The organism is Haemophilus influenzae (assembly GCF_019703545.1).
Lineage (GTDB): Bacteria > Pseudomonadota > Gammaproteobacteria > Enterobacterales > Pasteurellaceae > Haemophilus > Haemophilus influenzae_E.
In genome coordinates this window covers 1,398,743-1,424,410 of the sequence record NZ_AP018771.1, presented here as the reverse complement: position 1 = coordinate 1,424,410, position 25,668 = coordinate 1,398,743, and the positions used below count along the sequence as shown (strand labels likewise).

29 protein-coding genes, 1 tRNA gene and 2 pseudogenes are annotated in these 25,668 nt (G+C 36.6%); 16 read left to right on the top strand and 16 right to left on the bottom strand.

Translation table 11 applies throughout. The features are described 5' to 3' along the window. Positions 1–331: 331 nt before the first annotated feature. On the top strand, positions 332–583 hold the full coding sequence (locus tag K6J66_RS07125) for a phage antirepressor Ant (protein ID WP_005650489.1): 252 nt from the start codon (positions 332–334) through the stop codon (positions 581–583). Positions 584–887: 304 nt separating this feature from the next. Beyond that, on the top strand, positions 888–1,091 hold the full coding sequence (locus K6J66_RS07120; RefSeq protein ID WP_005650488.1) for a hypothetical protein: 204 nt from the start codon (positions 888–890) through the stop codon (positions 1,089–1,091). A gap of 71 nt (positions 1,092–1,162) precedes the next feature. Here K6J66_RS07120 and K6J66_RS07115 read toward each other — a convergent pair. After that, positions 1,163–1,366, bottom strand: a pseudogene (locus K6J66_RS07115) (tyrosine-type recombinase/integrase); the annotation flags it as partial. 153 nt (positions 1,367–1,519) lie between these two features. Further along, a tRNA-Leu gene (locus tag K6J66_RS07110) sits at positions 1,520–1,605 on the bottom strand. A 284-nt stretch (positions 1,606–1,889) separates the two neighbouring features. Here K6J66_RS07110 and fnr point away from each other — a divergent pair. From fnr to K6J66_RS07095, 3 genes are all read left to right on the top strand, one after another. Next, complete coding sequence (gene fnr / locus K6J66_RS07105) at positions 1,890–2,663, top strand: fumarate/nitrate reduction transcriptional regulator Fnr (RefSeq protein ID WP_005650484.1); 774 nt, start codon at positions 1,890–1,892, stop codon at positions 2,661–2,663. Between the two features lie 121 nt (positions 2,664–2,784). Continuing rightward, positions 2,785–3,714 (top strand): universal stress protein UspE, encoded by a 930-nt coding sequence (gene uspE, locus K6J66_RS07100; protein WP_005656626.1) that lies wholly within the window; start codon positions 2,785–2,787, stop codon positions 3,712–3,714. A gap of 199 nt (positions 3,715–3,913) precedes the next feature. After that, a complete protein-coding gene (locus tag K6J66_RS07095) occupies positions 3,914–4,750 on the top strand; it encodes a DUF4198 domain-containing protein (RefSeq protein ID WP_038439816.1) in 837 nt (278 codons plus the stop codon). Between the two features lie 83 nt (positions 4,751–4,833). Here K6J66_RS07095 and purN read toward each other — a convergent pair whose 3' ends face one another. Then, entirely contained in the window at positions 4,834–5,472 is a 639-nt protein-coding gene (gene purN, locus K6J66_RS07090) for a phosphoribosylglycinamide formyltransferase (protein WP_038439815.1), read from the bottom strand. 54 nt (positions 5,473–5,526) lie between these two features. Next, on the bottom strand, positions 5,527–6,561 hold the full coding sequence (gene purM, locus K6J66_RS07085) for a phosphoribosylformylglycinamidine cyclo-ligase (RefSeq protein WP_038439814.1): 1,035 nt from the start codon (positions 6,559–6,561) through the stop codon (positions 5,527–5,529). Positions 6,562–6,740: 179 nt separating this feature from the next. Here purM and K6J66_RS07080 point away from each other — a divergent pair. From K6J66_RS07080 to K6J66_RS07060, 5 genes and pseudogenes are all read left to right on the top strand, one after another. Further along, positions 6,741–6,992: pseudogene (locus K6J66_RS07080) on the top strand (SDR family NAD(P)-dependent oxidoreductase); the annotation flags it as partial. Positions 6,993–7,095: 103 nt separating this feature from the next. After that, positions 7,096–8,289: a tryptophan synthase subunit beta gene (gene trpB, locus K6J66_RS07075; protein ID WP_005692490.1), complete on the top strand. Its 1,194-nt coding sequence runs from the start codon at positions 7,096–7,098 to the stop codon at positions 8,287–8,289. Then, complete coding sequence (trpA, locus tag K6J66_RS07070; protein ID WP_038439813.1) at positions 8,289–9,098, top strand: tryptophan synthase subunit alpha; 810 nt, start codon at positions 8,289–8,291, stop codon at positions 9,096–9,098. The genes trpB and trpA overlap by 1 nt, the downstream gene beginning before the upstream one ends. 235 nt (positions 9,099–9,333) lie before the next feature. Beyond that, the gene (locus K6J66_RS07065; RefSeq protein ID WP_110442475.1) at positions 9,334–11,394 is read left to right on the top strand and encodes an N-6 DNA methylase; all 2,061 of its coding nucleotides are present in this window, start codon (positions 9,334–9,336) and stop codon (positions 11,392–11,394) included. Between the two features lie 20 nt (positions 11,395–11,414). Continuing rightward, complete coding sequence (locus K6J66_RS07060) at positions 11,415–12,557, top strand: restriction endonuclease subunit S (protein WP_229380840.1); 1,143 nt, start codon at positions 11,415–11,417, stop codon at positions 12,555–12,557. A gap of 182 nt (positions 12,558–12,739) precedes the next feature. On the opposite strand, the gene K6J66_RS07055 is transcribed toward K6J66_RS07060, so the two are convergent. Beyond that, a complete protein-coding gene (locus tag K6J66_RS07055; RefSeq protein WP_038439810.1) occupies positions 12,740–13,693 on the bottom strand; it encodes an oxidoreductase in 954 nt (317 codons plus the stop codon). 58 nt (positions 13,694–13,751) lie between these two features. Between K6J66_RS07055 and ybaK the strand changes: the two genes are divergently transcribed. Further along, a complete protein-coding gene (ybaK, locus tag K6J66_RS07050) occupies positions 13,752–14,228 on the top strand; it encodes a Cys-tRNA(Pro) deacylase (RefSeq protein WP_005631703.1) in 477 nt (158 codons plus the stop codon). Between the two features lie 157 nt (positions 14,229–14,385). Here the strand turns inward: ybaK and cspD are convergent, their stop codons facing one another. From cspD to thiI, 5 genes are all read right to left on the bottom strand, one after another. Then, on the bottom strand, positions 14,386–14,604 hold the full coding sequence (gene cspD, locus K6J66_RS07045) for a cold shock domain-containing protein CspD (protein ID WP_005652728.1): 219 nt from the start codon (positions 14,602–14,604) through the stop codon (positions 14,386–14,388). 148 nt (positions 14,605–14,752) lie between these two features. Then, positions 14,753–14,911, bottom strand: a complete 159-nt coding sequence (locus K6J66_RS07040) for a YoaH family protein (protein WP_005628875.1) — start codon at positions 14,909–14,911, stop codon at positions 14,753–14,755. Continuing rightward, a complete protein-coding gene (gene truC / locus K6J66_RS07035; RefSeq protein WP_110442476.1) occupies positions 14,904–15,623 on the bottom strand; it encodes a tRNA pseudouridine(65) synthase TruC in 720 nt (239 codons plus the stop codon). The genes K6J66_RS07040 and truC overlap by 8 nt, the downstream gene beginning before the upstream one ends. Beyond that, complete coding sequence (locus K6J66_RS07030; RefSeq protein ID WP_050848202.1) at positions 15,617–15,937, bottom strand: YqcC family protein; 321 nt, start codon at positions 15,935–15,937, stop codon at positions 15,617–15,619. The genes truC and K6J66_RS07030 overlap by 7 nt, the downstream gene beginning before the upstream one ends. Positions 15,938–15,951: 14 nt before the next feature. Further along, positions 15,952–17,409, bottom strand: coding sequence for a tRNA uracil 4-sulfurtransferase ThiI (thiI, locus tag K6J66_RS07025; RefSeq protein WP_110442477.1), 1,458 nt, complete (start codon positions 17,407–17,409; stop codon positions 15,952–15,954). 158 nt (positions 17,410–17,567) lie between these two features. Here thiI and xseB point away from each other — a divergent pair, with 158 nt between their 5' ends. The 3 genes from xseB to dxs are packed head-to-tail and all read left to right on the top strand — an operon-like array spanning position 17,568 to position 20,628. Then, the gene (gene xseB / locus K6J66_RS07020; RefSeq protein ID WP_005656614.1) at positions 17,568–17,822 is read left to right on the top strand and encodes an exodeoxyribonuclease VII small subunit; all 255 of its coding nucleotides are present in this window, start codon (positions 17,568–17,570) and stop codon (positions 17,820–17,822) included. After that, complete coding sequence (gene ispA / locus K6J66_RS07015; protein ID WP_110442478.1) at positions 17,822–18,712, top strand: (2E,6E)-farnesyl diphosphate synthase; 891 nt, start codon at positions 17,822–17,824, stop codon at positions 18,710–18,712. The genes xseB and ispA overlap by 1 nt, the downstream gene beginning before the upstream one ends. A gap of 41 nt (positions 18,713–18,753) precedes the next feature. Then, a complete protein-coding gene (gene dxs / locus K6J66_RS07010) occupies positions 18,754–20,628 on the top strand; it encodes a 1-deoxy-D-xylulose-5-phosphate synthase (protein WP_110442479.1) in 1,875 nt (624 codons plus the stop codon). Positions 20,629–20,679: 51 nt separating this feature from the next. On the opposite strand, the gene K6J66_RS07005 is transcribed toward dxs, so the two are convergent. Continuing rightward, positions 20,680–20,958, bottom strand: a complete 279-nt coding sequence (locus tag K6J66_RS07005; RefSeq protein WP_105880628.1) for a helix-turn-helix domain-containing protein — start codon at positions 20,956–20,958, stop codon at positions 20,680–20,682. A gap of 96 nt (positions 20,959–21,054) precedes the next feature. Between K6J66_RS07005 and K6J66_RS07000 the strand changes: the two genes are divergently transcribed. Next, positions 21,055–21,279 carry a hypothetical protein gene (locus K6J66_RS07000; RefSeq protein WP_105880627.1) on the top strand — a complete coding sequence of 75 codons (225 nt, stop codon included), beginning with the start codon at positions 21,055–21,057 and terminating at the stop codon, positions 21,277–21,279. 43 nt (positions 21,280–21,322) lie between these two features. Here the strand turns inward: K6J66_RS07000 and K6J66_RS06995 are convergent, their stop codons facing one another. The 4 genes from K6J66_RS06995 to rplM form a co-directional block, all read right to left on the bottom strand. Then, entirely contained in the window at positions 21,323–21,775 is a 453-nt protein-coding gene (locus K6J66_RS06995) for a ClpXP protease specificity-enhancing factor (protein WP_005688427.1), read from the bottom strand. Then, positions 21,775–22,413: a stringent starvation protein SspA gene (gene sspA / locus K6J66_RS06990; protein WP_005688426.1), complete on the bottom strand. Its 639-nt coding sequence runs from the start codon at positions 22,411–22,413 to the stop codon at positions 21,775–21,777. Before sspA ends, K6J66_RS06995 begins: the two co-directional genes overlap by 1 nt. Before the next feature lie 181 nt (positions 22,414–22,594). Then, on the bottom strand, positions 22,595–22,987 hold the full coding sequence (gene rpsI, locus K6J66_RS06985) for a 30S ribosomal protein S9 (RefSeq protein WP_005631594.1): 393 nt from the start codon (positions 22,985–22,987) through the stop codon (positions 22,595–22,597). Between the two features lie 16 nt (positions 22,988–23,003). After that, on the bottom strand, positions 23,004–23,432 hold the full coding sequence (rplM, locus tag K6J66_RS06980) for a 50S ribosomal protein L13 (protein ID WP_005628896.1): 429 nt from the start codon (positions 23,430–23,432) through the stop codon (positions 23,004–23,006). Between the two features lie 463 nt (positions 23,433–23,895). On the opposite strand from rplM, the gene metF reads away from it, so the two are divergent. Then, on the top strand, positions 23,896–24,774 hold the full coding sequence (metF, locus tag K6J66_RS06975) for a methylenetetrahydrofolate reductase (RefSeq protein WP_105873256.1): 879 nt from the start codon (positions 23,896–23,898) through the stop codon (positions 24,772–24,774). Between the two features lie 88 nt (positions 24,775–24,862). On the opposite strand, the gene bioD is transcribed toward metF, so the two are convergent. Continuing rightward, on the bottom strand, positions 24,863–25,591 hold the full coding sequence (gene bioD, locus K6J66_RS06970; RefSeq protein WP_005692505.1) for a dethiobiotin synthase: 729 nt from the start codon (positions 25,589–25,591) through the stop codon (positions 24,863–24,865). Positions 25,592–25,668 lie beyond the last annotated feature (77 nt).

The window sequence follows — 25,668 nt, the reverse complement described above, 5'->3', positions numbered from 1 at the left end:
GCCCCGAAAATTCGGGGCTTTTTATTTGACACCGCCCTCACTTCGGATTAAGATACCCTCACTTTCAACAGAAAGTCGGGAATGTCGCAGTTTCTGAATAACTTGGAGCGGTGAAAAGATAGACGCTCAAGCGTCTTTTTTTATAGCCGTAAAACAGCAAATCTACCTTTTTCGGAAATTTCCGAAAAAGTCCAATGATGAGCTGAATGAGGGGATCGAAAGATCCGCCGTTTTGCTCTTAAGTACGGTACTGCGAACCTCGTTCAGTTCATCACCAACTATTCGCAGTGGTTCGTGATGAGTTTTAAAACTTACTTAAGAGAATCACAAAATGACACATTTAAATCTTATCCCTGTTTTTAACGGATTAATCCAAAATCAACCTGTTCAACTTTGCAACGCTCGTGAACTTCACGCATTCCTAGAAATACAAACTCGTTACAATGACTGGATCAAAAACCGCATCAACGAATATGGATTCATCCAAGATGAAGACTACCTCGTCATTACCGAACGCACCAATGGACGCCCACGCAAGGAATATCACATCACCCTCGATATGGGCAAAGAACTCAGAAATTAATTGCACCATTTAAAGCGTCTAATCAAATTAACTGGGAAAGAGCGAAAAACCTCATCGCCCAATAAAACACCACAAAATCTGACCGCACTTTTTTTAGCCTGCGGCGGATTCTCACACCTAAAATCCGACAAAAGGAACAGAAAATGAACAAATTAATCATTACGCTCGTGTGTGCATTTGTGGTGTATATGGCACACGCCCTAAACTTTAATCAAGACTGTGACGGCAAAATCTGTCACACCGAACAGACACAACAATATTAACAAACCACCGCTCTTATGGGCGATTTTTTATTGGAGGAAATATGGAACCAATTAAACTTTCGCAGAAAGCCGAAGAGGAAATTGTGAATGCGGCAAGAATGGCAGCGTTATCCAATTTGACTGAAAAAAGCCAAAATTTAATTACGCTTGAGGATATCGCAATATATTTTGGGCGACACTATCAAACCGTTGCCAAGATTATTTCAAAACTGCCTAATTTTCCCAACCCCGTTACGGTCGATTAACAAAATTCTCGCCCACGCTATATCGCAGGCGAAGTTGTTCGTTGGGGGCGGATCAATGCTAAACGTATTAGCTAATCAAGTAATTCCGCCACCTCCGCCATATCAGGGGCATAATAGACATTTTGTAAAATCGAAATATCTCTGTGCCCAGATATTTTGGCTAATGTCATCACATCTACTTTTTTAGATAGTCTAGTTAATGCCTCACGCCGTGTGTCGTGAAAATGCAAATATTCTCGCTCGGCAAGTTTTTTGAGTTTTCGGAATGTTGCATTGGCGTAATCGATGCATAAAAATACTTAAAAAATGGCAATATTTGAGGTTGGAATTAATGAGGGGTTTATGGCTGATGTGAACGTAACGTATTGATTTTACTGGTTGAAATGCATAAAAGAAAAACCCCTGACCAACGGTCAAGGGTTTGTATGTGGTGCCTAGGGTCGGACTCGAACCGACACGTTTATTCAACGGCGGATTTTGAATCCGCTGCGTCTACCAATTTCGCCACCCAGGCTTAATGGGGTTGAATTATACGTATATATAAGAATGTGACAAGCAAAATTTATTGGAAATAATCCATTTGTTTTAAAAATAAGCAAGAATTTTCTGTTTTCTAAAAATATCGCCAAACAAATGCAATAATTAAAATGCACAACATAATTAAAATTTGAGCTAAACGTTTTTTTGTTAATTTTTCAGCTGCCATAATGCTTTACTCTTCTTAATCTGACTAATTAGTGGTAGAATATTTGCGTTAGATCAATTTTACACTATTTTTTTTCAATATTTGAGGCGTACATGAAAAATTTCGTTGCAGGAGCTCAATCAGGGCGCAAAATTCAATCAGGCGGTTGTGCGATTCATTGTCAGGATTGCAGTATTAGTCAGCTTTGTATTCCTTTTACCTTAAATGAACAAGAATTAGATCAGCTTGATAATATCATAGAGAGAAAAAAACCGATTCAAAAGTCTCAAGTATTGTTTAAAGCAGGAGATTCTCTCAATTCAATTTATGCTATTCGTTCAGGCACAATAAAAAGCTATACGATTAGTGAATCTGGCGAAGAACAAATTACTTCATTTCATTTGCCCGGTGACCTAGTTGGTTTTGATGCCATTACTCAAATGCAACACCCTAGTTTTGCGCAAGCTCTAGAAACGGCTATGGTATGTGAAATTCCTTTTGATATTTTAGATGATTTGGCAGGAAAAATGCCAAAACTACGCCAGCAAATTTTACGTTTGATGAGCAGTGAAATTAAAAGTGATCAAGAGATGATTTTATTGCTATCTAAAATGAATGCAGAAGAACGTTTGGCTGCTTTTATTCATAATCTTTCTAAACGCTATTCTGCTCGAGGTTTTTCAGCAAAAGAATTTCGTTTAACAATGACACGTGGCGATATTGGTAATTATCTAGGTTTAACAGTAGAAACCATCAGCCGCTTATTAGGTCGCTTTCAAAAACTCGGCGTGATTAGCGTACAAGGCAAATATATTACAATCAATGATTTAAATGGTTTAATTGAATTAACTGGTACGAATAAAACAAAAATTACATTAGTTAAATAAATTTAAGGCGTGAATATCACGCCTTTTTGTGCTTGATAAAAATAAATTTATCCAAATTAATCTTGTACCTTGCCATTTTTGCTATTCTTTTTTATCCTATGCCTCAATTTTGGAGGCTATTATGAAATTTAAAAATATTCTCGTTGTACTTAATCCCAGTAATGAAAAACAGTACGCCCTAGCTCGTGCAGTGCGTTTAGTTGAAGAACAAAAAAATGAAACTAAGGTAAAAATCACCGCACTTTTATCAGTCTATGATTTATCTTATGAAATGTCAGCTTTACTTTCTTCTGAAGAACGTTCAGAAATGCATCAACAAGTAATAGAAAAACACCGTCACGCTGTTCAATATTACTTAGATAAATATGCAAATCCAGAAATTGAATTACAATCTCATATTGTGTGGAATAGCAATGAAGCTGATGCAATTAACGAAGAAGTAGAAAATAATAATTACGATCTAGTCGTAAAATATACCAAAGACGAAGAAAAACTTACGTCTCTAATCTTTACTCCCATTGATTGGCAACTTCTTCGTAAATGCCCTATTCCTGTCTTAATGGTTCGTGATGGCGATTGGAAACATCAACGCCGTATTCTTGTGGCTGTTAATGTATCTGGAGAACAAGAATATCAAGATGAATTTAATCAAGAGCTGGTAGAAACTGGTATTTCACTCGCGGAAAATCTAAATCGTGGTAATGTCCATTTGGTGGCAGCCTACCCTTCCGCGCCAATTAATATGGCGATTGATTTGCCTGAATTTAATACTTCAGGTTATGAAAACGGTATTCGAGGTCAGCATCTCATTAATATGAAAGCGTTACGTCAGAAGTTTGGGATTGATGAAGATCATACTCACGTACGCGAAGGTTTCCCAGAGGAAGTTATTCCTGAAGTGGCGAAAGAAATTGAAGCTGAATTAGTGATTTTAGGCACAGTGGGACGCACAGGTTTATCTGCCGCATTATTAGGCAATACTGCAGAACATGTAATTAGTAAATTAAGTTGTAATTTATTAGGCATTAAACCATCGAAAAAAGACGATTAAAACATTTTCCTCAATTTATAAGACGCCCTAAATATTTTGTATTTAGGGCATTTTTATACTATTTCTTATGGTATTTTTCATTTTGTGATCTCGATCACAAATCTTAAAATTTTATTTAAATAGCTATTTAAATGATAGCTATTTTCATTTAGTATTTTGCACTCATTTTTTAACTCCCCCATTCTTATTAAGGAAATATATGAAAAAAACATTAATTGCAAGTTTATTGGTTTTAGCTGGTGCAGCGCAAGCTCATGAAGTTTGGGTTCAAGCACCTGCAAAATTGGCATCTGGTTCTGTATTAAAAGCAGAATTAGCTTATGGGGATTACCCTTATGTAGAAAAAATTCCTGAAGCACGCTTAAAAATTTTTGCACCAATGGAAATTATTCATCAAAATGGAGAAAAACAAACCTTAATCCAAAAAGGCGAAAACTATCAATATCAATCAGAGAAAGCATTGTCTGATGGTTCTTATTGGATAACAGCCACTTATAAACCAACTTTTTGGTCACAAAATGCTGAAGGTTGGAAAATGGATAATTTGAAAGGATTAGAAAATCCCACTTATTGTGAACAAACTCAAATGTTTGGTAAAAGTCTTATTACTGTAGGGAAAAAGCCATTAAATGCAGAAATGGCAATGACAAGAGTTGGTTTACCACTGGAAATTGTTCCTTTGCGTGATCCTAGCAAAGCGAAATCAGGCGAACCGTTCCCTGTTCAAATTTTCTACCAAGATCAGCCATTAGCAGGCGAAACTGTCATCGCAACCGCTGATACTATTATCGTGAAAGATCTTGAAGCAAGTACAGGTCATCGTGAACCACAAGGTTTTTCAGGTAAAACAGATAGTCAAGGACGTGTGAATATCATTCCATTAATTGATGGTATTTGGAAAATTAAAGTTATTCATAAAACACCATTTGCAGATCAACAAATTTGTCAGCAATCTGCAAGCTATAGCACATTAATTTTACCGGTTGGTAAAGGATTAGCTAAACTACCTCCAAAACCAGAACACCATCATCACTAATTTTAAAAGTGCGGTAAAATTTCACCGCACTTTTACATCCTAATTAAATAAAAAATACAGAAATAGTCTGTCTAAATTCTAAGTTATTCATTTGCATATCCAGATTTTGGCAGAGCTTTCCCATCTAAATATGCCAAATTATCTTTAAGTCTTAACCGCCCTTCGGTAAACCATTTAATCACAAGCGGATAAATTTGGTATTCTTGCTCACGGGTTCTAGCTTCCACTTCTTTGATGCTATCTTCAGGGAAGATTGGCACTTTTGCTTGTAAGACAATCGCACCACCATCTACTTCTTCATTGACAAAATGAACGGTTGTGCCGTGTTCATTGTCGCCTGCTTCAATCGCACGTTGGTAGGTGTTTAAGCCTGCGTATTTAGGAAGAAGAGAAGGATGGATATTTAAAATTTTCCCTGCAAAACGTTGGGTAAATTTTGGGGTAAGAATTTTCATATAACCAGCAAGGACGATCAAATCTACGGCTAGGCTTTGCAAATAATCGCCAATGGCGTCGTCCATTTCTAGGTTATTGGAAAAATTTTTGCGAAGAAAGACCGCTTGCGGAATCTGTGCTTGTTTGGCTCGAACTAAGCCGTAAGCATCAGCTTTGTTACTTACCACACAAGCAATTTTGGCGGGAATATCGCCTAAATGGCAGGCATCAATAATAGTTTGTAAATTTGTTCCTTGACCAGAAATAAGGACGGCAATTTTTTTCATTTTCTTCCTTATAGAAATCAGCCCAAAAGGGCTGAATTTAAATTTAAGATTTTATTATTGAATCTCAACCTGTGCTTCGCCTTCGCCAAGATGTTCAATTTTGCCGATAACCCACGCTTTTTCGCCTGCTTGTTCAAGTAATGTAAGAGCGGTTTCAACCTCTTTTTCTGGTAATGCAATTACCATACCTACGCCACAGTTGAAGGTGCGATACATTTCATAACGGCTGATGTTGCCTTTTTCTTGTAACCAGTTGAAGATCGCAGGCCATTGCCAGCTTGATTCATCAATCACTGCTTTGGTATTGTTAGGCAATACACGCGGGATATTTTCCCAGAAACCACCACCTGTTAAGTGAGCAATGGCGTGAACTTCGGTCTGCTTGATCAACTGTAAAATCGATTTTACATAGATTTTGGTTGGTGCTAAAAAGTGTTCGCTAAGTGGTTTACCTTCTAATAAATCCGTTGGATTTGCACCACTTACTTCAAGCACTTTACGAATTAACGAATAACCGTTTGAGTGTGCACCGCTTGAGCCGAGTGCGATAAGCGTGTCGCCTGTTTTCACTGCTGTGCCGTCAATAATCTCTGATTTTTCTACCACGCCTACGCAGAAACCCGCCAAATCATAGTCGCCTTCGTGATACATTCCTGGCATTTCGGCGGTTTCGCCACCCACTAACGCACAGCCAGACATTTCGCAACCGTCTGCAATACCTTTGATCACACTTGCTGCCACATCAACGTCTAATTTCCCTGTAGCATAGTAATCTAAGAAGAAAAGCGGTTCTGCCCCTTGTACGATTAAGTCGTTTACACACATTGCCACTAAATCCTGACCAATGGTATCGTGTTTTTTCAAGTCAATCGCAAGGCGTAATTTTGTGCCAACGCCATCTGTACCAGAAACTAAAATTGGCTCTTTATATTTGGTTGGTAAAGCACATAATGCGCCGAAACCACCTAATCCACCCATGACTTCAGAGCGGTTAGTGCGTTTTACATCGGCTTTGATACGTTCGACTAATTCATTTCCAGCGTGAATATCAACGCCAGCATCTTTATAGCTCAGTTGTGTGTTGCTCACGATTAACCTCGATCAATTGAAATAAAAACTGAGCAGATTATACCATCAAGCAAACGTTTGCGATATTGTTAAATTAATTCATTTAATGACATTTTTAAAATTAAAATGAAATTGCTTGCAATCAAAACTTATTTGTACTACTTTAATAGTACAAATAAGCTCAAGATTTAGGAGAAAAAATGAAAACTACTACTGCATTAGTTACAGGTGCAACCGCAGGCTTTGGCTTGGCGATCTGTAAAAAATTAATCGAAACAGGCTATAAAGTGATTGGCACGGGTAGGCGTGCAGATCGATTGGCAGAAATCCATTCACAATTGGGCAATAATTTTCTACCGCTTGCCTTTGATATTCGTGATGAACAAGTCACAATTAACGCTCTAAATACCCTTCCTGAAGGTTGGCAAGCGGTCGATTTATTAGTGAATAACAACCTGAATACGTGAACATTAATCGCATTGAAGTAATGCCAACCGCTCAATCTTTTGCAGGAATGAGTGTTTCAAAAGAAAAAATAAAATCATAGGAAAAAATATGTCAGACACACTTCTTAACCCTTATTTTGGCGAATTTGGCGGAATGTATGTACCCGAAATTTTAGTGCCTGTTTTAAAGCAATTAGAACAAGCCTTTGTGGAAGCTCAAAATGATCCTACATTCCAAGCAGAATTTGCTGATTTACTCAAAAATTATGCGGGCAGACCGACCGCACTTACTCTTTGTCGTAACTTAACCAAAGGTACAAAAACTAAACTTTATCTTAAACGTGAAGATTTATTACACGGTGGTGCACACAAAACCAACCAGGTGTTAGGGCAAATTTTATTGGCTAAACGTATGGGCAAAACGCGTATTATTGCCGAAACAGGTGCGGGTCAGCACGGTGTTGCGACCGCCCTAGCTTGTGCTATGTTAGATATGCCGTGTCGTGTTTATATGGGTGCAAAAGATGTTGAGCGTCAATCACCAAACGTGTTCCGTATGCGTTTAATGGGGGCTGAAGTAATTCCTGTAGAAAAAGGCTCTTGTTCTTTAAAAGATGCCTGTTGTGAAGCGATGCGTGATTGGTCAGCAAACTATGAAACCACCCATTATTTACTTGGAACGGCGGCAGGCCCTCACCCCTTCCCGACGATTGTGAGAGAATTTCAAAAAATGATTGGCGAAGAAACCAAACGTCAAATTCTCGAACGGGAAGGTCGTTTACCTGATGCAGTCATTGCTGCTGTTGGCGGTGGCTCGAATGCAATTGGTATGTTTGCTGATTTTATTGATGAATCAAATGTGCGTTTAATTGGTGTTGAGCCTGCGGGTAAAGGTATTGAAACGGGCGAACACGGTGCACCGCTCAAGCACGGCACAACAGGCATCTACTTCGGAATGAAATCGCCAATTATGCAAGATAAAGATGGACAAATTGAGGAATCCTATTCCATTTCTGCAGGGTTAGATTTTCCCTCTGTCGGGCCGCAACATGCTTATTTAAATGAGATTGGTCGTGCTGATTATGTATCGATTACCGATGAAGAAGCCCTTAACGCATTCCAAGAATTGGCAAAACACGAAGGTATTATTCCTGCATTAGAAAGCTCACACGCCTTGGCTTATGCCTTGAAATTGATTAAACAAAATCCTGAAAAAGAACAACTTTTAGTGGTTAATCTTTCAGGACGAGGCGATAAAGATATTTTTACCGTTGATAAAATTTTAAATGGAGGAACGAACTAATGAGCCGTTTTGAAACGCAATTTGCGACACTTAACGCAAAAAATGAAGGGGCTTTCGTGCCGTTCGTTACCCTTTGCGATCCTACTTTCGACCGCTCTTTTGAGATCATTTGCACACTTGTGGATAACGGTGCAGATGCTTTAGAACTCGGTTTTCCTTTTTCCGATCCGCTACTCGATGGCCCAGTTATTCAAGCCGCGAATAATCGTGCTTTAACTGCAGGTCATAGCAGTGAAGATAGCTTTAAACTATTGGAAAAAGTGCGGTCAAAATATCCCGAGATTCCGATTAGCTTATTACTTTGTGCCAATTTAATTTTTGCTAAAGGTTTAGATGCTTTTTATCAACGCTGTGCAGAAGTTGGTGTTGATGCTGTGCTTGTAGCAGATATTCCGTTACTGGCAAAAGAAGATTATGTACAAGCGGCCAAAAAATACGGTATTCAACCCGTCTTTATTTGCCCACCCAATGCAGACGAGAAAACTATTCAAGGCGTAGCGAAAAATAGCGAAGGCTATACCTATTTAGTCTCACGCGCAGGCGTAACCAGTGCTGAAAATCAAGCTCACGCAGCAAATTTAGATACCCTTGTAGAACAACTTAAGGCGCATAATGCCCCACCAATTTTACAAGGCTTCGGTATTGCACAGCCTGCACAAGTTAAAGAAGCCTTAGCTTTGGGAGCGGCTGGTGCAATTTCAGGTTCGGCAACGGTAAAAATTATTGAGCGGAATTTAGATAATCAAGCGAAATTGCTCGAAGAACTTAGCGGTTTTGTGAGAGAAATGAAACAAGCAACCAAAGGCTAAATTAAGTAAAGAAAAACAAGCGGTTAAATTTTCTAGTTTGAATCACAAGATTAAGGAAATTTAGCCGTTTTTGCTTTATAATTTCAAAATTTTATTGACATTCATAAATTAAGGACGAAAAAATGCCACTGCACTGCACTGCACAAACTTAACGTTAATTGCAAGCAAAAAATTGCAAATTTTTCAAAAAATCTCACCGCTTTCACTTCTATATTAAATAAATGCGGAGGCTTAAATGGCTAAGTCTCCGTCAAAAATTCAATCGGTTGAACCGAACATTGCTAATTTAGCAAACGGCTGGTTAGCCTCGTATAAACTCAACTATAAATTAGAGCAAGAACAATTAAATACGGAAATTGATAAAGCTTTAGATGCTTACTTCAGCAAAAATGGAGGTGTTGGCGGAAATCGCCCCGATGCAAAATTATTATTGCGTTCAAACATTACTCAAAAAGATTACCCTATCCTTATTGAATATAAAGGTTATAAAGATAAATTAGCCAAACTAGATACGGATGGCAATGTTGAAAATCGTTCGGCTAAGAATGAACCTATATTTAAAAATATCAATGGATATGCAGTAAATGGCGCCGTGCATTATGCCAATGCATTATTACATCATACAAGCTATACCGATATTATTGCGATTGGTATGACGGGTTATAAAGAATCTCATACAGATAAGCTGTGCTATGAAATTGGCGTATATTATGTATCTAAAGCAAATTTAGGTATTGGGCAAAAAATAGGGGAGTTTTCAGATTTATCATTTTTAGCTCCAGAGCATTTTGAAGATTTTATTACACAAGTAAATAATCTTTCTTTATCTCAAAATGAATTAGAAAGAATAAAAGCTAAACGTGAAAATGAAATAGATGCTAGTTTGACAAAACTAAATAATGATATTTATCAGAATGAATCTGGATTAGGAGAGAATGATAGGGTTTATTTAGTTGCAGCATCTATTATGGCAACTTTAGGTGTTCAAGGTAAGGTTTCTCCGCTTGAAAAAGAAGATTTAAAATCTAAAACAGAAGAAGGGGAAAGAGATGGTGATATTCTAATCAGAAAAATAAATGCTTTTTTATCAGCTAAAAATTTACCTCAGGAAAAGAAAAACTTAATTATTCGAACATTATCAAATACTGTTTTGACAGAGAATATCAACAAAGTTGTTGATGGAGAAAGTCAGTTAAAACGAGTATTTATAAAAATTGTTGATGATTTGGGTATTTATTACAAAATTGGCTTAACTACCGATTTTACAGGAAAATTATTTAATGAAATGTATTCTTGGCTTGGATTTAGTCAAGATAAATTAAATGATGTTGTTTTGACACCGTCTTATGTTGCAACGCTTTTAGCTAAATTAGCTCGTGTAAATAAAGATTCTTATGTGTGGGATTTTGCAACGGGGTCGGCAGGTTTACTTGTTGCAGCAATGAATGAGATGCTAATTGATGCTAAAAACAGCATTACATCTCCAGATGAATTACGCCAAAAAGAAGCCCATATCAAAGCCCATCAATTATTAGGTGTTGAGATCTTATCTAGCGTATATATGTTAGCCATTTTAAATATGATCTTAATGGGAGATGGTAGCTCAAATGTATTAAATAAAAACTCATTATCTGACTTTGAAGGAAAAGGATTTGAAGATAAAGCATTTCCAGCAGATGCCTTTATTCTAAACCCTCCTTATTCTAAAGAAGGTAATGGTATGATCTTTGTTGAAAAAGCCTTGAATATGATGAACAAAGGTTATGCAGCGGTTATTATTCAAGATTCCGCTGGAACAGGTAAAGCAAAAGAAATTAATCAACGTATTCTGCAAAAACATTCTTTGATTGCAAGTATAAAAATGCCAGCTGATATATTTATTGGTAAGTCTAGTGTGCAAACAGCAATTTATGTGTTTAAAGTTGGCGAAAAACATGAAGAAAAACAACTAGTAAAATTTATTGATTTTACAAATGATGGTTACAAACGCTCAAGCCGTAAAAAAGCGAAAGCCAGTACAAATTTACGTAATGTTGATCATGCCACAGAACGTTATCAGGAATTAGTTAATTTAGTGAAATTTGGTAAAGGAGAATTAAATCACTTTACTGAAAATGAATATATTGAAGATAAAATCTCAGTATCAGGCGATAATGCTGGTTGCGATTGGAACTTCACTCAACACAAAAAAATTGATACTAAACCCACTCTTGCTGATTTTAAGAAAACCGTTGCCGATTATTTAGCGTGGGAAGTTTCACAATTATTAAAAAAGGAAAGTGAACAGGGAAAGTAATAAACCCTCGCTTGCAGAAATTGGAAGAAGAATTTTTGGCAAGTGGGGGAGAATATAAAGAAACATCTATTCAGCAGTACTTTGAAAAGATAAAAATAAATGCTTTGCCATATTCGGCTAATGATTTAAAAGGTAAATATGATGAAGAATATTGTTTACCTGCTTTAACCGCCGGAGTAGATAATCAAGGACTCGCATTTTTTGTTCCTAGAAAAGGTGCAACTATTTTAAAGAATGTGATTAGTGTTTCGGCAAATGGTGCAAATACAGGTGTTATGTATTACCAACCAAAAGAATTTACTGTATTACAGGATTCTTATGCAATTCGTTTTAAAAATAAAACTCCTTCTAAAAATGCATATTTATATTTAGTTTCTGCATTACAAAAAAGTATCCGTTTTAGATATGATTGGTCTAATAAAGCAGGTTGGGAGCGGATAAAAAATGAACCATTTACACTCCCGCTTTTAAATAATAAACCTGCATTTTCCTATATGGAAGATTTCATCACTGAACTGCAAGCGGAACGATTGCAGGAACTGCAAGCGGAACGATTGCAGGAACTGCAAGGCTATTTAAAAGTAACAGGGCTATCAAACTATACATTGACCGAAGAAGAACAACGAGCGATAGATGATTTGGATAACGTTAAATGGGGAACATTTAATATCGAAAAATTATTTGGCAAAGCAACTCGTGGTAAACGATTAAAAAGTGCGGATAGAATTTCTGGCGATTTACCTTTTGTTACAGCAGGGGAAAATGATACTGGTATTTCTGCGTTTATTGGAAATGATGTAGAGCTTTTTAAAGCGAATACAATCACTATCGATATGTTCGGATCCGCAAAATATCGAAATTATCAATATGGTGCAGATGATCATATTGCGGTAGTTCACTGTGATAAATTAACCAAAGAGGCTGTTTGTTTTTTAACATCAGCAATTCATAAAGTTTCTAATGCAGGTCAGTTTAGTTATGCTAAAAACTTTTATGCCAAAGATGCCGATGAATTAAATATTAGTTTACCTATTAAAAATAGTGAGCCAAATTATGAACAAATGGAAATCATCGGTTCAGCTGTTCAGAAATTAGTTATCGCCGATGTCGTTAAATACGCTGATCGTGAGTTATCTACTTATCAAAGTGTGATTGGCGAGTAATTTTATCTTTTTCGACAATTTTACAAGGCTTTGTCATCATCAAGCAAAAAAGAACCCGCACTTGCAGCGGGTTTCTTTTATCGAGAAAATTAAAAATTTAATACTTTGTCAGCTTCCATCCACCATAAGGGGATGAATGGATAATAAATAGAATATTTTGCATACTCTTCTCCTTAATTTCATTAATAACCTTGCTGATAAATTCCTTCCAACAATTTCACTGAAAGTAAGGCGAGATTAAAGCGTTGTTCATCTGCCACAGACCAAAATTCTACGCCATTTTCTACCGCACTTATTTGACTTAAATGAAGTTTTACTGATTCTTCGCCATTTTCTTGTTCTCCATTAAGCACAGGTGTAATTAAGGTTTCTTCTAAAGCGACAAGCTCGCTATTTTGAGGCTGATAGTCGAAATCATAATCTGAAAGTGCGGTGACTTTTTGTGCCAATCCATAAAATACAGGTACTTGGATTGCATGAAATGTAGCACGCTCTAATTGCGGAAAAATTCGTTGTAATTGATTCGATAAATTAGGTGTTTGATACGGATAGACATCAAAGGCTAAGCGCGTTTCTTCTTCATCCAATGGAATACCATTTAATAAACGGGCTGTTTGTCCCGCAAGTTTCGTCACGGTTTCCGCATCCGTATAAGAAGTCGGCAATAAAGAGGTGACAAATACTTGATTGAGATTCGTTTCTTGTAAAATCGGGGCAAGCGTTAAAGCAAGTTGGCTTACTTGAGGATCAGGCAAGCTAACAATGTTACGTTGTCTCAATTCAAGTAATTGTGATTCATTTACCGTTGGAACAACAACTGGCACATCCGAAAGCGCACTACAAACGCCTAACATATCAATGACAATACAGCCCTGCTCTGCTGCTTGCGCAATATGGGCAACTTGCTCAAGTTTTCCTGCAAAAAAGACATAATTAAAATCAGCCCACTCTACTTCATTTGGCGAAAGTTGTTCAACGCCTTTATTGCGAAAACGAATATTTTGTTCTTCTTCAAAAGGTGTTATTTCAACAATAGAAACGCTGCTAATTTCAAGCGCACTTTGTTCTAAACGCTCTACAATTTTTTCACTTAATTCAAATTCTGCTGCTATCGCAATATTTAAGGTTGCGTCCATTTTTCTCTCCGCTGTAAAATAATCAGCATTATTTTACACCAAAACCAGGAACGAAATAATGACACCCGCAATTGATTTACTTAAAAAACAAAAAATTCCTTTTATCTTGCACACTTATGATCATGATCCGAATAATCAACATTTTGGTGATGAAGCGGCAGAAAAATTAGGTATTGATCCTAACCGCTCTTTTAAAACCTTACTTGTGGCGGAAAATGGCGATCAGAAAAAACTCGCTTGTTTTGTGCTTGCAACGGCCAATATGCTGAATTTAAAGAAAGCAGCAAAATCTATCGGTGTGAAAAAAGTGGAAATGGCGGATAAAGATGCAGCACAAAAAAGTACAGGTTATCTTGTAGGAGGAATTAGCCCGCTAGGTCAAAAAAAACGCGTGAAAACCGTAATAAATTCAACCGCACTTGAGTTTGAAACGATTTATGTTTCAGGCGGAAAACGTGGGCTAAGCGTAGAAATTGCGCCACAAGATTTAGCAAAAGTATTAGGTGCAGAATTTACTGATATTGTTGATGAATAAGTGATGGACTTATAAATTTAAAGGCGGATTTCTTATTTAATACGAACTAAAAGGACTAAGCTTTTTTTAATCACAAAGCTTAGTCCTTTACTGACTTTCTAACTTTTAATTCTTGTCTTTTAAGTTAGGATTAATAGAAAAAAATTTAGGGTATTTATTATTCTTGAGTATCCGCAATTGGGATTATTTTTGTGGCGTGAGATCCTTTATCGCTGTGGAGAACTTCAAATTGTACTTTTTGACCCGCTTTTAATGAACGATAGCCGTCCATTTCAATCACTGAATAATGTGCAAAAATATCGGCATCTACACCTTCTGCGGAAATGAAACCAAATCCTTTTGCATTATTGAACCATTTTACAATACCAATTTCCATAAAAGACCTCTCTAGGCTTCGCCTATTAAAACAATAAATCAACAAGACTCTCGCCTTATTACCTACTAATTAGGTTCGCTATGTTTAAATATTTTGAACGGTTATGCAACGAGCAATATTCAAAAATGATAAGTAGATCACAAAAAATTTAATTTTCTGGAGTTTTTTTATCATTTTTATGAATTTCTCGTAGTGCTTTCGCCACTATTTGAATCGCTTCTCCACTACTAATCCCTTTTGCCATAAGTTCTTGAATTTGTTCAACTGCTTTTTGTTGCTGTTCGTGTGTTAAGTTAATATCAAACATTTTCCCATCCAAATTGATTCATTAATTGATGCCATTGTTCATCTAAACCTGCTGTAATTGTTATTTGCTCTTTCGTTATTGGATGAATAAAAGACAAACTATTAGAATGTAAAAATAATCGAGAACAACCTAAATGTGACATTAATGCACGATTTTGATGTAAGTCACCATATTGCGTATCCCCTAAAATTGGGTGAAAAATATGTTTCATATGGCGACGTAATTGGTGTTTTCTGCCTGTATGAGGGATTAATTTAACTAAAGAATAACGTGCTGTTTGATAACGCCCAGCAGGATAAGGCATTTCGACTATTTTTAATCCTTCATAATCAGTAATCGCTTCTTGAGGCTCTTTATCTTCTTGAGAAAATTTATCTGCGATTTTATCCAATTGGATTTTTAGTGGATAATCTATCCGCTCTTTTCCCTGTAGATACCCTCGCACTACAGCTAAATAAGATTTCTGAACGCACTTTTGTTCAAATTGTTCACACATTAAATTCGCAATTTCGCTGCTCAATGCAAATAACAACACGCCAGATGTCGGTCGATCTAAACGATGAATAGGAAATACGTGCTGACCAATCTGATCTCGCAAAGTTTGCATCACAAATTGAGTTTCATGAGGATCTAACCAACTGCGATGAACCAACATACCAGCAGGCTTATTCACTGCAACAAGAAACTCATCTTGATATAAAATTTCTAACATTCTTTCTTGTTCAGAAGTTCTTCTAAAGAAACCAAAGGGGCTAATAATTTTTGCAATTCATCAAATTCTTTCATTGCTTCTTCAATATAAGGCGAAATGGCAATTTTATTTGGCAAGGCTGAACCACTTTCTAATAATGCCTGCATGCGTGGAATAAATATCCACTGTAGCCATTCTTCGGCAGACATCGTATCAATTGAAAAAGGCTCCTCACTTAAAAAAGCCTCTGCAGCAGGGGGCATCGTTTGCCATAAATTAAGCTGCTGCATGGTAATTTGAAGCTGTTCAAGATGCTGTTTAGTTTGATTACGCATATTTTATATCCTAATTAATGAATGTTTTTTGCAAATACACGCACATTTGAAAAACCATTTTCTTTCAAATACAAGGCTTGTAATTTGCTCATCACACCACGTTCACAATACAACACGTAATTTTTACTTTGATCAAGGCTACCAAATTGAGAGGAAAGTTTGTAGAACGGCATTTGAATGACTTCATGTGCATCCGATTTAAATGGATTTTCATCCGTTTCTTCTGGGCTACGAATATCTAGAATTACCTCGTTTTCTCCCAATACAGAAATTGCCTCAACTTCCACGACTTCTTTTTCTGTTTCTTCTGCTATCTGGCGAATATCTAAATATTTCGCATTTTGCACCGCACTTTCTAGAATCTCGAAATTAAAATACCCTTCTTCTGTAACAATTTTCTCGCGAACAGCTTTAATCGTAGGATTTTTTGAAATCACACCACAAAATTCAGGCATAGATTTTGCAATATCGTCAGTGCCAATTTCTTTCGCCATCGCGATAATTTGTTCTTTATCGTGCGTAATTAACGGGCGTAATACTAAGGCATCAGCAGCTTCATCAATCAAGCGTAAATTGGTTAAAGTTTGGCTAGAAACTTGCCCTAATGCCTCCCCTGTCACAATCGCTTCAATATTAAAACGTTGAGCGACTTTACTTGCTGCTCGCACCATCATCCGTTTTAATACAACACCCATTTGACCGTTATCAACTTTCTCTAAAATCTCCCCCACAACGCCTTCAAAGTTAATTGCAATAAAGCGTACTTTATGTGAAGCGCTATAGCGTTGCCAAATATGATAAGCCATTTGTTTTACGCCAATTTCATGGGCTGCGCCGCCAAGATTAAAGAAACAATAATGAACTCGAGAACCACGGCGAATCAACATATAACTCGATACGCCTGAATCAAATCCCCCCGAAATTAAAGAAAGCACATCCTCTTGCGTCCCAATCGGATAACCGCCAATCCCTGCATGACGTGCTTTAACTAACATCATTTTGTCATCTTCAATATCAATACGAACAGTCACATCTGGATTTTTTAACCGCACTTTTGCGCTTTCAATATGTTGATTTAATCCACCGCCGATATAACGTTCTGCTTCAATCGAACTAAATTTATGTTTTCCCTTACGTTTTACTCGAACGCAAAAGGTTTTGCCTTGAAGTTGTTGCGCGACATCAGCAAGCGTCAATTCAAAAATATGATGTAAATCGGTAAAGGATTTTTCTTCAACTTCTAAAAAATGATGAATACCAGGAATACGTTGTAACAAGGCGATTAATTCTTCACGATTTTCTTCATTTTTTGACCGCACTTCAATGTAATCCCAGTGACGTACAACTGCAGTTTCTTCATCATATTTCTGTAAAATATTGCGGATATTAGAGGTTAAAATTTTTGCGAAACGTTTACGAACACTCTCGCTTTTAATCATAATTTCAGGAAAAAGTTTAACGATAAATTTCATATAAATAGCTTAAGTATTTCTTGGGTATTTAAAGTGGCGAGTATTTTACGCAAAGATAGTGAAAAGTCCACTGGTCCTAGCTTGAAATAATTTTTTAACAACTCAAGTAAAATACAGTACAATGGCAAACAATTTTTACCGTGAAAAAGGACGATTAAATGGCGCGTAAACCTGCATCTTCACAAGATTTTGAAACAACGTTAGCGCAGTTAGAAAATATTGTTACACATTTAGAAAATGGCGATCTACCGTTAGAAGAAGCATTAAAAGAATTTGAACAAGGTGTGCAACTCGCTAAGTTAGGACAAGAACGTTTACAACAAGCAGAACAACGCATTCAGATCTTATTGCAAAAAACAGAAGATGCTCCACTGAATGATTATAAAGGGAATGATTATGAAGGGAATGCTTAATGGGTCACTTTTCTGAAGAATTACAACAGGTTCAAAATCGTATTAATCACTTTTTAGAAGCTCAATTTGAGGGCATTGAAAGTCATAATGCACCTTTGCTTGATGCGATGAAATACGCATTATTACTTGGTGGTAAACGAGTTAGACCTTTTTTGGTTTACGCAACTGGTCAAATGCTTGGCGCAGAGAAACAAACCTTAGATTACGCTGCTGCTGCCATTGAAGCCATTCACGCCTATTCCTTAATTCACGATGATTTACCTGCGATGGACGATGACAATCTACGTCGTGGACATCCTACTTGTCATATCCAATTTGATGAAGCTACAGCTATTCTTGCGGGCGATGCACTGCAAAGTTTCGCATTTGAAATATTGACCAAAACTCCGAATATTTCTGCTGAACAAAAACTGGCTTTAATTCAAATTTTAGCACAAGGTGCTGGCGTACAAGGAATGTGCTTAGGGCAAAGTTTAGATCTTATTTCTGAACATAAACAAATTAGTTTAAAGGAATTAGAATTAATCCATCGTAACAAAACGGGTGCATTACTAATTGCCGCATTGAAATTAGGTTTTATTTGTTCTCCGCATTTTACCGACAAAAGGTTAGAACAATCCTTAACACAATATGCGGAAGCCATTGGCTTAGCCTTTCAAGTTCAAGATGATATTTTAGATATTGAAGGCGATAGTGCAGAAATTGGCAAACAGGTGGGCGCCGATCTTGATTTAGATAAAAGTACATATCCAAAATTACTTGGATTAAGTGGCGCAAAACAAAAAGCGCAAGATCTATATCAAAGTGCTTTGTCTGAATTAGAAAAAATTCCTTTTGATACGACCGCACTCCGTGCATTAGCTGAATTTATTATTACCAGAAAAAGTTAAACACTCACAAAAGTGCGGTCAAAATTTATAACGTTTTTAAAATGACTAACAATATGAACAATTATCCTCTTTTATCTTTAATTAATTCTCCAGAAGATTTACGTCTTTTAAATAAAGACCAGCTACCACAACTCTGCCAAGAATTACGTGCTTATCTTTTAGAATCAGTTAGTCAAACTAGCGGACATTTAGCGTCAGGTTTAGGTACGGTGGAACTTACAGTTGCACTGCATTATGTGTATAAGACGCCATTTGATCAGTTAATTTGGGATGTGGGACATCAAGCTTATCCACACAAAATTTTAACGGGTCGCCGAGAGCAAATGTCCACAATTCGTCAAAAAGGCGGTATTCATCCTTTCCCTTGGCGTGAAGAAAGTGAATTTGATGTATTAAGCGTTGGCCACTCCTCTACTTCTATTAGTGCTGGATTAGGTATTGCTGTCGCTGCAGAACGAGAAAATGCAGGTAGAAAAACGGTATGTGTCATCGGTGATGGTGCAATTACGGCGGGAATGGCATTTGAGGCATTAAACCACGCGGGAGCATTGCATACAGATATGTTAGTTATTTTAAATGATAACGAAATGTCTATTTCAGAAAACGTTGGCGCATTAAATAATCATCTTGCGCGTATTTTCTCTGGCTCTCTCTACTCTACACTTCGTGATGGCAGTAAAAAAATCCTTGATAAAGTTCCTCCAATCAAAAACTTTATGAAAAAAACCGAAGAACATATGAAAGGTGTAATGTTTTCGCCCGAAAGTACATTATTTGAAGAACTCGGTTTTAATTATATTGGCCCAGTGGACGGGCATAACATTGAGGAATTAGTGGCAACGCTTACGAATATGCGTAATCTGAAAGGCCCACAATTTTTGCATATAAAAACGAAAAAAGGTAAAGGATACGCACCCGCAGAAAAAGATCCGATTGGTTTCCACGGTGTACCCAAATTTGACCCAATCAGTGGCGAATTGCCCAAAAACAATAGTAAACCAACTTATTCGAAAATTTTTGGCGATTGGCTATGCGAAATGGCAGAAAAAGATGCCAAAATTATAGGTATCACACCTGCAATGCGTGAGGGTTCAGGCATGGTAGAATTTTCCCAACGCTTCCCAAAACAATATTTTGACGTAGCAATTGCAGAACAGCACGCTGTCACTTTTGCTACAGGACTTGCAATTAGCGGATACAAACCTGTTGTCGCAATTTACTCGACATTTTTACAACGTGCTTACGATCAATTAATTCACGATGTTGCCATTCAAAATCTCCCTGTGCTATTTGCGATTGATCGAGCGGGAATAGTTGGTGCAGATGGAGCGACACATCAAGGTGCATTTGATCTCAGCTTTATGCGTTGCATTCCAAATATGATCATTATGACGCCAAGTGATGAAAATGAATGCCGTCAAATGCTCTATACAGGTTATCAATGTGGAAAACCTGCGGCAGTGCGTTATCCTCGCGGAAATGCCGTTGGTGTTGAACTAACGCCTTTGGAAATGCTACCTATTGGTAAATCACGTTTAATTCGAGAGGGTCAAAAAATTGCGATTTTAAACTTTGGTACCCTGTTACCATCTGCGTTAGTGGCAGCAGAAAAACTCAATGCAACAGTTGTCGATATGCGTTTTGTGAAACCGATTGATATTGAAATGATTAATATGCTTGCTCAAACTCACGATTATTTGGTCACATTAGAAGAAAATGCAATTCAAGGTGGAGCGGGATCTGCGGTGGCAGAAGTACTAAATTCATCAGGAAAATCAACCGCACTTTTACAACTTGGTTTACCCGATTATTTTATTCCCCAAGCAACACAGCAAGAAGCATTGGCAGATTTAGGATTAGATACAAAAGGCATTGAAGAAAAAATTCTTTCTTTTATTCAGAAAACTCCAAATTAAAAAGGGCGGAATAATTCCGCCCATTCCTTAAATTTTAAAGTGCCGTCAAGATTAGATGTGTTTTCTAGTTTCTAAAGTAGAATAAAATCGTTTTTCAATATCATCTAATATCTGAACGGGATCAAGCTCTAATCCTTTACAATATTGAATAAATTCAAGAATATCTAGTCTTCGGTCACCTGTTTCTACTTTTCCAATAAATGACGCAAGCACGCCCATTTTTTTACCTAATGCACGCTGTGATAATCCTAAATCATTACGTCGTTGAATAAATAACTTTCTCAACCAAGTATGTTCAGCCGAATGAACTGATAATCTTAAATTTCCCATTGCACCTATTTTAGGTGCAATATATAATAAACCTGTTTTGGGGTTAAAATCTTAAAACATAACATTATTAACAATTTCAACAATGGAGAAATAAATATGGGATTTTGGGATGTTGTTGGTAGCGTAGCCAAAAGCGCAGCAAATTCTATTCAAGAAAGTGCAAATGAAATTAGAGAATTAAAAGAAGAAATGTCTAGAAAATCAGATAGAGAATTGGCTCACATTGCCATAAATAAAGACGGTAAAGCAAGAACTGTTGCTTATTCAGAACTAAAAAACCGTGGCTACACAGATATTTCAGAAATTAAACGAATGCTTTAATTATTAAAAAAGAGGCTATAGCCTCTTTTTATTTTTTAGATCATTAATCCACAATTCTTAAATGGGAAACTGATTTTGTTTTCTTTTTTTCTTCTCGTTTTTTAGGCTTATCTACTGCTTCATAAAAACCTGTTGGTTGTTCAGTATCTGGCTCGATGTTAAGTTCATCATAAATTTCCTCTGGTTCAAACATCACGCCATCGCCATTCTCACGAGCATAAATCGCAAGGGCTGCGCCCATTGGAATATACAGTTCACGAGAAACACCTTTAAAGCGTGCGTTAAACTGGATGAAATCATTTGTAAGTTGTAAATTACCCGTAGCATTAGCAGACAAGTTTAATACAATCTGTCCATCTTTTACATATTCGACAGGAACATTTACGCCCAAGTAAGTCGCATCAACAACTAGATAAGGCGTAAAATTATTATCTACTAGCCAATCATAATAGGCACGTAATAAATAAGGGCGTTTAGGAGAAGATTTATGTTCCATTATTTATCATCCATTAAATTTTTTGGTGCAGCTTCCCCTACAGATTGTAAAAAAGAATCGCGTGTAAACACACGTTCCATATAAGCTTTAATCGCTTTACTTCCTGTGCCCGTAAATTCCACACCTAAATGTTTTAATTTCCATAATAATGGTGCAACATAGCAATCAACCAAACCAAATTCTTCATTCATAAAATAAGGCATCTGTTGAAAAATTGGTGCAATCCCTAATAATTCTTCTTTTAACTGTTTTAATGCTGAAATTTTTTCTTTTTCTGTACCATTTTCTGCTTTTGCAAGGGTTGGATACCAATCTTGTTCAATACGTAACATTAAAAGTCGATCTTTAGCACGAGAAACAGGATACACTTGCATTAATGGAGGATGTGGAAAACGTTCATCAAGATATTCCATTATGATGCGTGAATTAAATAATACGAGATCACGATCAACCAACGTAGGCACAGTGCCGTATGGATTTAATTCCATTAAATCTTCTGGTAGTGCTTGCAAATCAACCTCTGCGTTTTCATAAAGCACACCTTTTTCAGCCAAAACAATTTTTACCTGATGGCAATAAATATCATCTTTATTTGAAAAAAGGGTCATTACTGAACGTTTATTTGATGCGCTGGACATTTATTCCTCCGAAGATCCAAAAATATTCTAGGTTTTTAAGGGGCAATATTCTACCATAAAGCATTACCTATTTGCCAATATAATCTTTTTTATTGTTTTATAATCAATAAGTTAGAGTAACTCAAATAATAAAAAAGCAGAGATTTCTCTCTGCTTTTCTTTTTCGAAACGAAAATAAAAATTAACGTTTTGAGTATTGTGGACGACGACGTGCTTTGTGTAAACCCACTTTTTTACGTTCTACGCGACGTGCGTCACGAGTAACGAAACCAGCTGCACGAAGTGCTGGGCGTAATGTTTCATCGTATTCCATCAATGCACGAGTGATACCGTGACGGATTGCACCCGCTTGACCAGAAATACCACCACCTTTAACTGTGATGTATAGATCTAATTTATCAGTTAATTCAACCAACTCTAATGGCTGACGTACTACCATACGCGCTGTTTCGCGACCAAAGTAAACATCTAATTCACGTTGATTGATAGTGATTTTACCACTGCCCGGTTTGATAAATACACGAGCTGAAGAGCTTTTGCGGCGGCCTGTGCCGTAGTTTTGATTCTCTGCCATTTTCTAAACCTCGTGATTAAATATCTAATACTTGTGGTTGTTGTGCAGCGTGTTGGTGTTCAGCACCTGCATACACTTTTAATTTACGGAACATTGCACGGCCTAATGGACCTTTTGGCAACATACCTTTAACCGCAATTTCAATCACTGCTTCAGGACGGCGAGCGATCATTTCTTTGAAAGTCGCTTGTTTAATACCACCTACATAGCCAGTGTGCCAGTAGTAAAGTTTATCTGTTTCTTTACGACCAGTTACTGCCACTTTGTCTGCGTTGATAACGATGATGTAATCACCAGTATCTACGTGTGGAGTGTACTCAGCCTTGTGTTTACCACGAAGACGACGTGCTAATTCAGTCGCTAAACGACCTAAAGTTTTACCTGTCGCATCTACTACGTACCAGTCGCGTTTAACCGTTTCTGGTTTTGCTACAAAAGTTTTCATTAATTAATTACCAAAAATTAGTTTGATACCCAGTGTTCTTATGAACACAACCATTAATCTTAATCATCACCCCTTCGAGTGCGATCTCGATAAAATAATGTACGATGGGAATTCGCACATTTACAGGGTCGGCGTATTATACTCGTTTTTTCATAAAATGCTAATTTTTTGCGCTAAAAAACAAATCTATTGTATTTATTTAACACGCATTTATCTTTCTATAAAAATACACAAAAAATTACCGCACTTTCTTTTTCGTTGTAAAATGGGATAAATCATTGCTAACAAAAGTGCGGTAGTTTTGAGTATGTGTTGATCTAAAAATTAGTTATTATTGAACAATAATTATCCATTTATTGAATTATTAATAATAATCATACTTTTAATGAATAAATTGAAATTGACTCATATTAAAACCTATTTTATTGTACAAATACTATTTTAGAATCCTAAAGGAAGCCTTATGAGCTACGCGAAAGAAATTGATAGATTAAATCAACATATTGCAGATTTTAATAAAAAAATTAATGTCTCCTTTGAATTTTTTCCACCTAAAAACGAAAAAATGGAAACCCTTCTATGGGATTCAATTCATCGTTTAAAAGTATTAAAGCCTAAATTTGTGTCAGTCACTTACGGCGCAAATTCGGGAGAACGTGACCGCACTCACGGCATTGTGAAAGCCATTAAACAAGAAACTGGCTTAGAAGCCGCACCACATTTAACTGGAATTGATGCCACACCTGAAGAATTAAAACAAATTGCGAGAGATTATTGGGATAGTGGTATTCGCCGTATTGTTGCGTTACGCGGTGATGAACCTAAAGGTTACGCGAAAAAACCATTTTATGCGTCAGATCTTGTGGAATTACTCCGTTCTGTCGCTGATTTTGATATTTCTGTAGCCGCTTATCCTGAAGTTCATCCTGAAGCAAAATCCGCACAAGCAGACTTAATTAATTTAAAACGTAAAATTGATGCAGGTGCAAACCACGTCATTACGCAATTTTTCTTTGATATTGAAAACTACCTACGTTTTCGTGATCGTTGTGCATCAATTGGTATTGATACTGAAATCGTACCCGGTATTTTACCTGTTACTAATTTTAAACAACTCCAAAAAATGGCATCATTCACTAATGTGAAAATTCCAGCGTGGTTAGTTAAAGCCTATGATGGTTTGGATGATGATCCAACTACACGTAATCTTGTAGCAGCAAGTGTTGCAATGGATATGGTAAAAATTTTATCTCGCGAAGGCGTGAATGACTTCCACTTTTATACATTAAATCGTAGTGAATTAACTTATGCTATCTGTCATATGTTAGGTGTAAGACCTTAATTATCACAATAATATATTTCTTTTCAAACACAAAATAAGGGCGATATTTCGCCCTTATACAAAACTAAAAAAATTCAACCGCACTTTATTATTTTATGAACTCTGTTTGCATATACATTAATCGATCTATATTCGTTAAATAATGCCCTAATTCTTGTTCTTCGGGTTTATGTAAATAAGGAATTTTACCTAAAAGCGGCGCATCAATATGTTCAACAAGTAAATCAACAATTTCTGCATAATGGCTTAATAATGGATTAATTCGATTTGCTATCCAACCTAATAACGGCACACCCAACTGTTGGATAACCTTTACCGTTAATAAAGCGTGATTTACACAACCATCTTTAATTCCAACTACAAGTACTACTGGCATTTTTCGTTGAGTAATCCAATCTGCAAAACTTTTTCCTTCTGCCATTGGTGTCATTAAACCAAAAGATCCTTCCACCACAACAGATTGATAAGTTTGATTCAAACGCGTTAAATCATAATTAATTTTATCTAATTTAATTCGCATTTTATCTTGCGTGAGCATGGGTGCGCAATGACTAAAAGTATAGCTATTAATATCCTGATAAGACACATTTTCTTTTGTTGAATGCATCAGCGTTAATACATCAGCATTTACGAAATGATCATAATCAGATGTATTTTCTGATTGCGCGACGGGATAAATACTCTCTTCTCCACAACAAGCAATAGGTTTATAGCCGACAACTTGCACTCCCTGCCCTTGCAAGGCTTGAATCATTGCGCGCGCTGCTGTTGTTTTCCCCACATTCGTATCTGTCCCTGCGACAAAAAAGCTACTCATTTTTTTCTCCTTTAAAAAGTGCGGTGGATTTTAAAGGAATTTTTTATTTAATAATTTGAGATAACGCAAATTTTCAC

Excerpts from the sequence above, each read along its gene's own strand:
- sspA (WP_005688426.1), bottom strand. The coding sequence starts at position 22,413 with ATGTCCAGCGCATCAAATAAACGTTCAGTAATGACCCTTTTTTCAAAT.
- rplM (WP_005628896.1), bottom strand. The coding sequence starts at position 23,432 with ATGAAAACTTTTGTAGCAAAACCAGAAACGGTTAAACGCGACTGGTAC.
- trpA (WP_038439813.1), top strand. The coding sequence starts at position 8,289 with ATGAGCCGTTTTGAAACGCAATTTGCGACACTTAACGCAAAAAATGAA.
- purN (WP_038439815.1), bottom strand. The coding sequence starts at position 5,472 with ATGAAAAAAATTGCCGTCCTTATTTCTGGTCAAGGAACAAATTTACAA.
- K6J66_RS07005 (WP_105880628.1), bottom strand. The coding sequence starts at position 20,958 with ATGGGAAATTTAAGATTATCAGTTCATTCGGCTGAACATACTTGGTTG.
- metF (WP_105873256.1), top strand. The coding sequence starts at position 23,896 with ATGAGCTACGCGAAAGAAATTGATAGATTAAATCAACATATTGCAGAT.
- K6J66_RS07030 (WP_050848202.1), bottom strand. The coding sequence starts at position 15,937 with ATGCGTAATCAAACTAAACAGCATCTTGAACAGCTTCAAATTACCATG.
- K6J66_RS07095 (WP_038439816.1), top strand. The coding sequence starts at position 3,914 with ATGAAAAAAACATTAATTGCAAGTTTATTGGTTTTAGCTGGTGCAGCG.
- uspE (WP_005656626.1), top strand. The coding sequence starts at position 2,785 with ATGAAATTTAAAAATATTCTCGTTGTACTTAATCCCAGTAATGAAAAA.
- K6J66_RS07125 (WP_005650489.1), top strand. The coding sequence starts at position 332 with ATGACACATTTAAATCTTATCCCTGTTTTTAACGGATTAATCCAAAAT.
- rpsI (WP_005631594.1), bottom strand. The coding sequence starts at position 22,987 with ATGGCAGAGAATCAAAACTACGGCACAGGCCGCCGCAAAAGCTCTTCA.
- trpB (WP_005692490.1), top strand. The coding sequence starts at position 7,096 with ATGTCAGACACACTTCTTAACCCTTATTTTGGCGAATTTGGCGGAATG.
- ybaK (WP_005631703.1), top strand. The coding sequence starts at position 13,752 with ATGACACCCGCAATTGATTTACTTAAAAAACAAAAAATTCCTTTTATC.
- K6J66_RS07040 (WP_005628875.1), bottom strand. The coding sequence starts at position 14,911 with ATGTTTGATATTAACTTAACACACGAACAGCAACAAAAAGCAGTTGAA.
- K6J66_RS07065 (WP_110442475.1), top strand. The coding sequence starts at position 9,334 with ATGGCTAAGTCTCCGTCAAAAATTCAATCGGTTGAACCGAACATTGCT.
- K6J66_RS07000 (WP_105880627.1), top strand. The coding sequence starts at position 21,055 with ATGGGATTTTGGGATGTTGTTGGTAGCGTAGCCAAAAGCGCAGCAAAT.
- truC (WP_110442476.1), bottom strand. The coding sequence starts at position 15,623 with ATGTTAGAAATTTTATATCAAGATGAGTTTCTTGTTGCAGTGAATAAG.
- K6J66_RS07120 (WP_005650488.1), top strand. The coding sequence starts at position 888 with ATGGAACCAATTAAACTTTCGCAGAAAGCCGAAGAGGAAATTGTGAAT.
- xseB (WP_005656614.1), top strand. The coding sequence starts at position 17,568 with ATGGCGCGTAAACCTGCATCTTCACAAGATTTTGAAACAACGTTAGCG.
- K6J66_RS07055 (WP_038439810.1), bottom strand. The coding sequence starts at position 13,693 with ATGGACGCAACCTTAAATATTGCGATAGCAGCAGAATTTGAATTAAGT.
- dxs (WP_110442479.1), top strand. The coding sequence starts at position 18,754 with ATGACTAACAATATGAACAATTATCCTCTTTTATCTTTAATTAATTCT.
- fnr (WP_005650484.1), top strand. The coding sequence starts at position 1,890 with ATGAAAAATTTCGTTGCAGGAGCTCAATCAGGGCGCAAAATTCAATCA.
- bioD (WP_005692505.1), bottom strand. The coding sequence starts at position 25,591 with ATGAGTAGCTTTTTTGTCGCAGGGACAGATACGAATGTGGGGAAAACA.
- ispA (WP_110442478.1), top strand. The coding sequence starts at position 17,822 with ATGGGTCACTTTTCTGAAGAATTACAACAGGTTCAAAATCGTATTAAT.
- K6J66_RS06995 (WP_005688427.1), bottom strand. The coding sequence starts at position 21,775 with ATGGAACATAAATCTTCTCCTAAACGCCCTTATTTATTACGTGCCTAT.
- cspD (WP_005652728.1), bottom strand. The coding sequence starts at position 14,604 with ATGGAAATTGGTATTGTAAAATGGTTCAATAATGCAAAAGGATTTGGT.
- thiI (WP_110442477.1), bottom strand. The coding sequence starts at position 17,409 with ATGAAATTTATCGTTAAACTTTTTCCTGAAATTATGATTAAAAGCGAG.